The 10,389-nt window shown below is 61.7% G+C and carries 9 protein-coding genes and 1 pseudogene; 7 read left to right on the top strand and 3 right to left on the bottom strand.

The genetic code is table 11. The features are described from left to right. Window positions 1-279, top strand: a pseudogene (locus AC1ECN_RS37255) (extracellular catalytic domain type 1 short-chain-length polyhydroxyalkanoate depolymerase); the annotation flags it as partial. A gap of 35 nt (window positions 280-314) precedes the next feature. On the opposite strand, the gene AC1ECN_RS37260 reads toward AC1ECN_RS37255, so the two are convergent. Beyond that, window positions 315-614 carry a DUF6074 family protein gene (locus AC1ECN_RS37260; RefSeq protein ID WP_130662780.1) on the bottom strand — a complete coding sequence of 100 codons (300 nt, stop codon included), beginning with the start codon at window positions 612-614 and terminating at the stop codon, window positions 315-317. Window positions 615-723: 109 nt separating this feature from the next. Continuing rightward, window positions 724-2,745, bottom strand: a complete 2,022-nt coding sequence (locus AC1ECN_RS37265) for an adenine deaminase (RefSeq protein ID WP_130672459.1) — start codon at window positions 2,743-2,745, stop codon at window positions 724-726. Window positions 2,746-2,818: 73 nt separating this feature from the next. On the opposite strand from AC1ECN_RS37265, the gene AC1ECN_RS37270 reads away from it, so the two are divergent. The 6 genes from AC1ECN_RS37270 to AC1ECN_RS37295 all read left to right on the top strand — a co-directional run bounded on the left by AC1ECN_RS37270 (window position 2,819) and on the right by AC1ECN_RS37295 (window position 9,450). Beyond that, window positions 2,819-3,859 (top strand): ABC transporter substrate-binding protein, encoded by a 1,041-nt coding sequence (locus tag AC1ECN_RS37270; protein ID WP_130672458.1) that lies wholly within the window; start codon window positions 2,819-2,821, stop codon window positions 3,857-3,859. Between the two features lie 98 nt (window positions 3,860-3,957). Further along, window positions 3,958-4,782 carry an ABC transporter permease gene (locus tag AC1ECN_RS37275; protein WP_130672457.1) on the top strand — a complete coding sequence of 275 codons (825 nt, stop codon included), beginning with the start codon at window positions 3,958-3,960 and terminating at the stop codon, window positions 4,780-4,782. After that, a complete protein-coding gene (locus AC1ECN_RS37280) occupies window positions 4,779-5,570 on the top strand; it encodes an ABC transporter permease (RefSeq protein ID WP_062944651.1) in 792 nt (263 codons plus the stop codon). The genes AC1ECN_RS37275 and AC1ECN_RS37280 overlap by 4 nt, the downstream gene beginning before the upstream one ends. A gap of 7 nt (window positions 5,571-5,577) precedes the next feature. Further along, window positions 5,578-6,636, top strand: coding sequence for an ABC transporter ATP-binding protein (locus AC1ECN_RS37285; protein WP_130672456.1), 1,059 nt, complete (start codon window positions 5,578-5,580; stop codon window positions 6,634-6,636). 17 nt (window positions 6,637-6,653) lie between these two features. Then, window positions 6,654-8,051: a dipeptidase gene (locus tag AC1ECN_RS37290; protein WP_130672455.1), complete on the top strand. Its 1,398-nt coding sequence runs from the start codon at window positions 6,654-6,656 to the stop codon at window positions 8,049-8,051. A gap of 133 nt (window positions 8,052-8,184) precedes the next feature. Continuing rightward, on the top strand, window positions 8,185-9,450 hold the full coding sequence (locus tag AC1ECN_RS37295) for a glycerate kinase type-2 family protein (protein ID WP_130672454.1): 1,266 nt from the start codon (window positions 8,185-8,187) through the stop codon (window positions 9,448-9,450). A gap of 87 nt (window positions 9,451-9,537) precedes the next feature. Here the strand turns inward: AC1ECN_RS37295 and AC1ECN_RS37300 are convergent. After that, window positions 9,538-10,389, bottom strand: an 852-nt coding sequence (locus AC1ECN_RS37300; protein WP_477955877.1) for an NAD-dependent epimerase/dehydratase family protein, incomplete at its 5' end; no start/stop codon positions are given.

Raw genomic sequence — 10,389 nt, forward strand, 5'->3', positions numbered from 1 at the left:
ATCGAGCTCTATGCGATTGCCGGGATGGGTCACGGCACGCCGCTCGATGTCGGCACCGGCTACGGGACAAGCGGCCCCTTCATGCTTGACGTCGGAATTTCCTCGACCGTCGAAATTGCCAGGTCCTGGGGTCTGGTGCCCTCATTTGAAAAGCGGCGCAACGCGAAACCCTCTGCGCAACCGGAAAACGTCGCAGACCCATTCGGTGCGGGCAGCGACCGTGGCGGCATTCAGAAGGTCATTGAAGACGCCCTCCGGTCCGCTGGGCTGATGCGCTAATCGCATGCATAGCACGGCTATCGGCGAGATCGCCGCTATCGGTTTTGAGACTTGGGCAGTGGTCCGTTTTGGTGGCTGAAGACCAGTTCGCTCTGGACATCTTGCTGAAACTGCAGCACCCGCTGACCGATATCGCTCTCCGGCATCCCTGCCGCCAGAAGCTGATCGGCAAGCCTGCGGCATTCGGCCTTCCAGAATTCTATCGCATCTGCGCCGTGCCGCCGGCCGAGTTCACGCGCGCAGCGCTCAATATTGGCAGTTCCGGTTCCAGCGGGAAAAGCAATAATCTTGCCTTCATTGGCGCCGGCAGGCCGGCGGGTCATTTCAGTAGCCATCGAACACAGGTTCCTTTGATCCTGTTCGTTGTCTACGGGACTATGGTTAATGCTTTCTATTTGCTGCAGTAAGAAGATCAATCAGGTGGAATTTTGGCGGGCCGCGATGTCACCAGACGATCGGATGGGTTTTGCCGGTGAGCACGTTGACGAACCCCTCCGGCGCCAGCGCCGACGGCGCAACCAGGACCCAGCGCCAGGGCGAGCAAGTCAGCGTCGCAAACGACAGGCGTTCGGGAAAGCCCGGCCACCATCGTGGCGAAAAGGTCGGTTCGTACATCCAGTCGATCCCGGCGCCGGCCGCATAAAGGGCCTGCATCTCCGCATCGAGCGCTTCGGCCGAACGCGCCGTCATCAGGCCGCCGACCTCATAGCGGACGCGGGCGAGAATCTTGCCGCCGGATACCAGCACCCAGCCTCCCTGCTGCTCGTTCAGGGCATTGACTGATATCGCCATCGCCTCGTCGGATGAACCGACCGTCCAGATATTGTGCTTGTCGTGCCCGAGCGTGGAGGCGAGCGCCGTCTCCGGCGTGCGCGGTCCGGTGCCCAGCCAGAACATCCTGGAGATCTTCGCCTCCCCGGAAAACCGGTCGACAATTGCGAATTTGGTGACATTACGCGCGGGATCCCGCTGCACGGCGCCCTCTTCCACCGGCAATTCCATGGTGATGAAATCGTCGTGCCAGTGAAACGGCCGCAAAAGTGCAGCGTTGACCGTGGCCCGGTTCGATGGCGCCTCGATGCGGAAATCGTCTGATGTCACCGTCCGGTCTATTTTCACGGTGCGCGTCGCCCATTGCGGCCAGTCGATTTCAGGGCGCACGCCAATGAATTTCGCACCCTCGGACACAGGACTCCCGTCGGCCCACACTTTTTCGATCGACAGGTTGGCGACGTCGCTGAGAAGAACGAAATCGGCGAAACGGCCCGGCGCGATCGATCCGACCCAGGGTGTCAGCCGCATATGGCGTGCCGGATTGAGGGTGACGCACTGGATGGCGATCTCCGGCGCAAGGCCGTTTTCAATGGCGAGGCGGACATTGTGGTCGGTCGCACCGATTTTCAGCGTGTCCGAGGCGCTGCGGTCGTCGGTCACCAGGGCGATCTGCGACCAGTCCGTCAGCCCCTTGTCGATCAGGCCGCGGATGACCTCCGGCAGGGAATGCGGCCTGAGCTCGATGAAAAGGCCGTGGAGGAGCTTCTGCCAGATCTCATCGAGAAACCAGCCTTCGTGATCGGAGGCGAGACCCGCTGCGGCAAAGGCATTGATCGAGGCCATGTCGCGCAGTCCGGCACCATGGCCTTCGACCACGCCGCGCTGCTCGAAGGTCGCGCCGATCACGCCCCACAGCCGATCGTAGGAAGGATTGCCGGGATCGGATATGGAGGGCCAGTCCATGACCTCGTCGAGCCCGGCGACCATCAGGCTTTCGGAAAGGAAGGCCTTCTGTTCGTCATAGCCGAACCAGCCGCCACCCCATTCATAGGCGGTCGGCGGGACGGCAGAGCCAGGCAGGGGAAAGATTTTCATCGGCGATCCGCGCCGGCGCGCTTCCAGCCAGAATTCCAGATTGCGGGCGCCGTTGACGTTGGAAAATTCGTGGCTTGCCTCGCATGTCCAGGTCACCCCATGCGGCATCACCAAAGCCGCCTCCCATTCTGGCGTCAGATGGGAGCTTTCGATATGTTTGTGTGCCTCGCCGAAGCCCGGCACGGCCGCAAGAGCCGGCTCGGAGAATCGCTCGCGCACCTCGCCTGCGTAACTGCCGGCGGGGCCGACATAGGCGATGCGGCGGCCCTTGATGACGATCTCCTGATCGTCGAGCCATGTCCTCGAATGGACATCGAGTAACCTGCCGACTCGCAACAACCTGTCGGCGGGCCGGCGTCCGAGCGCCGTCAGCACCAGATCCTGGCGCGTCAGAACCTCGTCGGACGCGTTGATCAGCAGATCATCGGGAAGAGGAGCAATACGCGAAGTGGCCATGAATGAAATGCCCGTGAGAAGCTGGAACCGCCGGACCGTAAAGACCACACGCCGATGTGTAAAGCGATGCTCCGGTCTTCGAAAATTCCTCGGACAAGAGCGTATTTGCTCAATTATTGAGCTTGCGACCCGATCGATCAAAAAATAGTATCCCTCAAATCCAGGGGGTATCATCCCGATTGCCAACGCCGTTTTTCACAGAAGGACATTGCTCATGAAGGCCAGACGTTTTGCCCGAATCCTGTCTCTCGCGTTGCTTGCCGCCGTCGGCGGCACCGCTGCGGCACAGGCGCAATCGAAGACGCTGACCATCTCCTGGTGGGGCTATAACGGCGAGAAGATGAATGCGAACATCATCACGCCCTTCAAGAAGATCTGTGGCTGCGAGATCGTGTTCGAGACCGGCAACAATGCCGACCGGCTCAACAAGCTAAAATTGCGCGATGGCAAGGGCGTCGACGTCATCTATCTCACCGACAGCTTCTCGCAGCTCGGCATCGAACAGGGACTGTTCCAGGAGGTCGATGCGTCGAAGATCCCCAACCTCGCCGATAGCTACGAGCTGGGCAAGGCGCCTCAGGGCAAATACGGCCCAGCCTATACGATCGGTCGCGTCGGCATCGTCTATGATTCCGCCAAGGTCAACCCGCCGATCACCGCCTGGGGTGACCTGTGGCGCGACGATCTGAAAAGCTCCGTCTCCTTGCCCGGAATCACCACTACGGCCGGCCCGCTGGTCGTTCTGGAAGCCGGCAAGCATGGTGGCGCAGATGCCTATGAAGACACCGACAAGGCCTTCTCGGAAATCGAGGCACTCAAGCCCAATGTCGTCAAGAACTACAACACCGGCTCGGAGCTGGTGAACCTGATATCAACAGGCGAAGTGCGCGTTGCGCTGGCCCAGGACTTTACCCTGGCATCGATGCAGGCGGCGGTTCCGACGATGACATGGGCCAAGCTTACGGACGGCGATATCGCCACGCTGAACACCGTGAACATCCCGAAGGGTTCGGAAAATGTCGAACTCGCCCATCAATTCATCAACTTCATCCTGTCCAAGGACGTCCAGCAGGCTGAAGCCGAACAAGGCGTCGATGCGCCGATCTCGACAAAGGTCAGCCTGACGCCGGACCAGGCGAAGATCTGGACCTATGGCCCGGATATGGTGGCAGGCCTCACCCGCATCGACTATGCCAAGATGAACGCCGCCAAGGCCGACTGGATCGACCGCTGGAACGAAGTCTTCGGTCAGTAGGTGGACCCGATATCCCGGCCGCCACCAGACATTGAAGCGCCGCACATCCGGACCCAGGTGCGGCGCTCTGAATATTCGGACATGCCACGAGTTTTGAGATGAAGCATTTTGCCAGATGGGGATTGACGATGCCGGCGACGATTGCCGTCGTTGTGCTTCTCATCGTTCCCGTCGCCATCACCATCGCGGCGACGTTTGCAGAGCCGAAGGGCATATTTGCGCCCTATGTGACATTCTTCAGCAGCGGCTTTCGCCGGGCGGTTCTTTATCGGACGCTGGAGGTCGCCCTGGTCACGACGGCGATTTCGCTCACTGTGGGCTTCATCACCGCCTATGTGATCGCGCAGATGCCCGGTCGCGCAAAGAGTATCATGATCGTCGCGGCGGTTTTTCCACTGCTGACAGGTGTCGTCGTCCGATCCTTCGCATGGCTGATCATTCTCGGGAAGAACGGCATCCTGAACGCCATGCTGATCTCGACCGGCATTATCGGGGAGCCGCTTTCGATGCTCTATACCGAAGGCTCGGTGATCGTCGCCATGGTCTATCTCTTCGTTCCCCTGATGATCCTGACGCTCGTCGGGGTGCTTGAAGGCATCCCGCGCGATCTGATCGACGCCTCCGCCTCGCTCGGCGCGAGACCGCTGATGACATTCTTTCAGGTGATCCTGCCGCTCGCGACACCCGGCCTCATCGTCGGCGCGGTGCTGGTCTTCACCGGCAGCTTCACCTCCTATGCGACACCGCAACTGCTCGGCGGAGAAAAGCAGATGATGATGGGGACCTTCCTCTACCAACGCGCCATGGTGACCTTCGATTGGGTGGGTGCATCGACGATTGCCGCCATCATGGTGGTGCTGACGCTCGGCGTCGTCCTCATCATGAGCCGCATTGCACGCCGGCTCAATCCGATGGCTGTGTGATGGACAGGCGCATTCATCCGATCCTCGCCGCCTTTGCGGCCTGCGTTTTCTTCTTCCTGCTCGCACCGCTCGTCATCATCATCGGTGCGGCCGTCAGCGACACGACCTATCTGACCTTCCCGCCGCAGGGCCTGACATTGCGGTGGTTCGTCAATATCTTCGAAATCGAGGCCTTCCGCACGACCGCGATCACCAGCCTGCAGGTCGCCTTTCTCGGCACGGCGCTGTCCCTGCTGATCGGCGTCCCGGCGGCCTATGCGATCAACCGCTATCGGGTGGAATTGCCGCGCTGGCTTTCCACCATCTTCGTGCTGCCGATCCTGGTGCCGGAAATCGTCTTCGGATTCTCGCTGATGAAATCGGTGACGATCGGCCTCGGGCTGCCGATCTTCATCAGCCTGCTGGTCGGCCACGCCCTGCTGATCCTGCCCTATTCGGTGCGTGTCGTCGGCGCCAGCCTGGCGGCCTTCGATTTTTCCGTCGAGGAGGCGGCGATCAGCCTGGGTTGCCCGCCGCTGAAAACCTTCCTGACCGTGGTCCTGCCGAACATCCGCGCCGGGGTCATTGCCGCCTTTATCCTCGCCTTCATCACCTCGATCAACGACGTGTCGGTTTCGGTCTTCCTGACCGGGCCGGGCATCTCGACGCTGCCGATCCAGATCCTCGCGCATATGGAACAGTTCTTCGATCCGACAATCGCGTCGGTATCGGTACTGCTGATGTTCGTGACAGTCGGCGTCATGGCCGTCGTCGAGGCCACGCTCGGCCTCACCTTCCTGACAAAGTAGAACGCTCTTGACCGTATCCCTCACCATCGATTCCATCTCCGCCCATTACGGCAGCACGCAGGTGCTCAAGGACCTGTCGATCTCAATCATGGCCGGAGAACTGGTCTCCTTGCTCGGCTCCAGCGGCTGCGGCAAGACGACGACATTGCGCCTCGTGGCCGGTTTTCTGCAGCCGAGCAGCGGTAGCATCAAGCTCGGTGAGCGCGACCTGACCGGCCTTCCCGCACATGCGCGCGACATCGGCCTGGTCTTTCAGAACTACGCGCTTTTTCCTCACCTGAGCGTGCAGGACAATGTCGCCTTCGGCCTGAGGCAGCGTCGTATTCCCCTGCCGGAACGGACGAAAAAAACGATGGCCATGCTGGAGCGTGTCGGTCTTGCCGCTTTCGCCGACCGCCTGCCGTCGGCTCTGTCAGGCGGCCAGAAACAGCGTGTGGCTCTCGCCCGGGCCCTGGTCATCGAGCCGCCGCTTCTGATGTTCGACGAGCCGCTTTCCAACCTGGATGCAAAGCTCAGGATCGACATGCGCGTCGAGATCAGGCAGCTCCAACGCGCCAACGGCACGACCTCGCTTTACGTCACCCACGACCAGGAGGAGGCGTTCTCGATCTCCGACAGGGTGGCAATCATGAATGCGGGGCGTATCATGCAGCTCGACGCGCCTGAGGTGCTGTATCGCCAGCCGGCCAACGCCTTCGTCGCCCGTTTTGTCGGCTTCGAGAACCTGATCGGCATGAAGGTGACCGCGCGCAACGGCGCGCTTGTGACCGCCGAAACGACGGGCGGAGCACGGATGCAGCTGTCGCAGGAAACATTCGGGCCGATCAAGGACGACTTCGTGCTGGCCTGCCGCGCAGACGGTCTTGCCGTCAGCCGTGATGGTGATGGCATCGCGGCCGTGCTCGGCACGCGCACCTATCTCGGCCGGGCCTATCAGTACAAATGCACGACCGCGGCAGGCGAGATCACCGCCAATGGGGCGCTGTCCGATCCGCTGGAAACAGGGGCGTCCGCCGTATTGACGCCTGTAGCAGAGCAATGCTGCATTCTCGATCCGGAAGATTGAAACGCTGAGGAGAGACGATGACTAGTGCCATGGACCAAGATATCGATGCCGTTCTTGCCCATGTGGACAAAAGCCTCGATGGCAGCCTGGCGCGGCTTTTCGAGCTGATCCGCATTCCGAGCGTCTCGACCGACCCGGCCTATCGTGATCACTGCCGCACTGCCGCCGAATGGCTGAGCCGGGATCTGGCTGCCATCGGCTTCGAAGCATCGGTACGCACAACGACCGGCCATCCAATGGTCGTCGCCCATGAAAAGGCGGCATCCGGACCGCATCTGCTGTTTTACGGTCATTACGATGTCCAGCCGGTCGATCCGCTGGCGCTGTGGACGAGCGATCCGTTCGAGCCGCGCATGGAAGCCTTGCCGAATGGCGATACGGCGATCGTGGCGCGCGGCGCGTCCGACGACAAGGGACAGTTGATGACCTTCGTCGAAGCCTGCCGCGCCTGGAAGAGCGTCACCGGGAAGCTGCCGGTGCAGGTGAGCGTGCTGTTCGAAGGCGAGGAAGAGGCCGGCAGTCCGAGCCTCGCACCCTTTCTGGATGCCACGGCAGACGAATTGAAGGCCGATGCGGTTTTTGTCTGCGACACGGATATGTGGGATCGCGAAACGCCTGCCGTGACGACGATGCTGCGCGGGATCTTCAGCACGGAAATCGAGGTTACCTGCGCCGATCAAGACCTGCATTCCGGCATGTTCGGCAATGCCGCGCGCAATCCGCTGCAGGTGTTGTCGGACGTCGTTTCGAGCCTGCGGCGAGCCGACGGCGGCGTCGCGGTCGAGGGTTTCTATGATGGCGTGAAAGAGCTCCCCGATGCCATCAAGGCGCTGTGGAAAAGACTGCCCTTCGACGAGGAGGCCTTTCTCGGCGATATTGGCCTCAGAGATCCGGCCGGCGAGGCAGGCCGTTCCGTCCTCGAACAGATCTGGGCGCGGCCGAGCTGCGAGATCAACGGCATGAATGGTGGTTATACAGGCGAAGGCTTCAAGACGGTCATTCCGGCGAAGGCAAGCGCCAAGATTTCGTTTCGCCTGGTGGAAGGACAGGATCCCCAGGCGATCCGCGATGCCTTCCAGCGGCACGTGCGCGCACGTATCCCTCAGGATTGTTCGGTCAGCTTCAGGGATTACGGGCTTTCGCCGGCAACCGTCATGCCGATCGATAGTCCGTTTCTCACCAGGACGCTTCAGGCGCTTTCGACAGAATGGCAATGCGAAGCTGCCCTTGCCGGCACGGGAGGCTCGATCCCCATCGTCGGCGACTTCAAACGCCGGCTCGGATGCGATGCCCTCCTGGTCGGCTTCGCCCGCTTCGACAACCGCGTCCACAGCCCGAACGAAAAATACGATCTCTCCAGCTTCCATAAAGGCATACGATCCTGGGTTCGCATCCTGGCGGCCCTCGCCGACTGAGGCGGGTGTACCGCGCCGCTTTTCGAGAGCCGCAAAGGACGCTGTAACACTTTGAATTGCTGCATTATGCAGTAGGCTATGGTGCAGCAAGCGCCCCACATCACCATCAATACCGAGGCAGCAGAGACCACCGATGACGATAACCGCTCCCCGCGATTTCCTGAAAGGCCTTTTCGACGCGGCGGTTCGCGCCGCCGATCCGCTGACCGGCATCAAGGCGCATCTGCCTGAAAGGCCGAAGGGAAGGACCGTGGTGATCGGCGCCGGCAAGGGCGCGGCGCAGATGGCGCGGGCGCTCGAAAGCGTCTGGGACGGACCGCTCGAAGGTGTGGTGGTCACCCGCTACGGCTATGGCTGCGAGACACGCGGCATCGAGATCCTCGAGGCCGCCCATCCGGTGCCGGATGCGGCTGGCCTTGCCGCCGCAAAGCGGCTGACGGAGACGGTGAACGGGTTGACGGAAGACGATCTGGTGATCGCGCTGATCTGCGGCGGCGGCTCGGCGCTGCTGCCCGCCCCGCCGGACGGGCTGACCCTTGAAGACGAGATTGCGCTCAACGAAATGCTGCTTGCCTCGGGCGCGCCGATTTCGGCGATGAATGTCGTGCGCAAGCATCTCTCCACCATCAAGGGCGGCAGACTTGCGGCAGCGACCAAAGCAAGGGTCGTCAGCCTGATCGTCTCCGACATTCCCGGCGACAACCCGGCCCATGTCGCCTCCGGGCCGACGGTACCTGATGGTTCGACACGGCAGGATGCGCTCGAGATCATCAGACAATACGGATTGCAGCTGCCGCAGGCCGCACTCGACCATCTGAACTCGCCGAAAGCCGATGCACCGCGGCCGGACGATCCGGTGTTTTTGCGGCACGCGCATCACATCATCGCCTCCGCCGGCGTTTCGCTGGAGGCGGCTGCCGCCCTGGCGAAGTCGCAGGGGATCGAGCCGGCGATCCTTTCCGATGCGATCGAGGGAGAATCGCGCGACGTGGCGCTGGTGCATGCGGCCATCGCCCGCGAAGTGTCGGGCCGGAACAGGCCGTTTCCGAAGCCGGTCGTCATCCTTTCCGGCGGCGAGACGACGGTGACGCTGAGAACCAGGGGTGGCAAGGGCGGACGCAACGGCGAATTCGCGCTCGCCATGGCGCTTGCGATCGACGGACAGGAGGGCATTCATGTCCTCGCTGCCGACACGGACGGGATCGACGGCTCGGAGGATAATGCCGGTGCCTTTGCCGATGGCGGCACGGTGAGGCGCCTGCGCGCCGCCGGGCTCGATCCGCGCCGGCTGCTCGACGGCAATGACAGCTATTCGGGCTTTGCGGCCACCAGCGATCTCTTCGAAACCGGCCCGACCGGAACCAATGTCAACGATTTCAGGGCGATCCTGATCCGTTAGAGCAATTTCAGGAAAAGTGCGAAGCGGTTTTCCGTCCGGAATTGCGTAAAACAAGAGCAGCCGACCGCTACGCGCGGCGCTGGCGGATCAGGTCTCGATCCGCCCCTGCCCGACCAGCCACCCCACGGATTCCTGCACCGCCTGCAGGGACGTGTATCTCGGAGTGTAACCGAGCAGGCGTCCGGCTTTTGCGATCGAACAATTCGGGCTGCGAGCAATATGTTCCCAGGTCGCCTTCGCATCCTCAGCCGTCTGACTTTCGGCCCAAGCGTCGAATGGGGCGAAGCTGAGCTTCGGCTCGTGCCCGAACCAGCGAGACATGGATTCGGCATACCCGCGAAGGGTCAATGCCTGCTCCGAAACCGCGTGGAAACTTTCGCCGGTCGACGCATTCCAGTTGGCGATCGCATCCATGAACATCGCCGCCACGTCATCGGCATGGACGTGATGAACGGTCTCCAGGCCGAAATGGGGCAGCGCCAGGGTCTCTCCGCGGGCAAGGGTTGAAAAGACCTGCAGGTTGAAATTGCCGGCCGGATTGAGCGGCGTCCAGCCGGGACCGACAATGTGTCCGGGATGGATGATGGTTGCCGGAAATCCGCGAAGCCTTGCCTGCTGCAGCAGATAGGTTTCGATTGCCGCCTTCTGCGTCCCATAGTCGCCGAAGGGAAATTTCGGCGTCTCCTCCAGCGTCGGTACGACCGTCGAATGGCCATGCGTCCAGATCGTGCCGGTATGCAGAAAGTGACCGACATGCCCCGACAGCGCCGTCACCAGATGCTCGGCACTTTCCAGCGAGAAGCAGATCATGTCGATGACGATGTCGGCTTTCACTGCACGCACGGCCGGGCCGAAATCACCCGTCTGCTCCATGGCTGCCCGATCCATCTGACGCTGATCGACGGCAGCCCAGGCGTGGTTTGCCGTATAGGGCTTTGC

The organism is Rhizobium sp. 01N447_2 (genome assembly GCF_056399245.1).

Bases quoted from the DNA above. Each gene is read 5' to 3' on its own strand.
- AC1ECN_RS37260 (WP_130662780.1), bottom strand. From the start codon at position 614: ATGGCTACTGAAATGACCCGCCGGCCTGCCGGCGCCAATGAAGGCAAG.
- AC1ECN_RS37270 (WP_130672458.1), top strand. From the start codon at position 2,819: ATGAAGGCCAGACGTTTTGCCCGAATCCTGTCTCTCGCGTTGCTTGCC.
- AC1ECN_RS37275 (WP_130672457.1), top strand. From the start codon at position 3,958: ATGAAGCATTTTGCCAGATGGGGATTGACGATGCCGGCGACGATTGCC.
- AC1ECN_RS37290 (WP_130672455.1), top strand. From the start codon at position 6,654: ATGACTAGTGCCATGGACCAAGATATCGATGCCGTTCTTGCCCATGTG.
- AC1ECN_RS37295 (WP_130672454.1), top strand. From the start codon at position 8,185: ATGACGATAACCGCTCCCCGCGATTTCCTGAAAGGCCTTTTCGACGCG.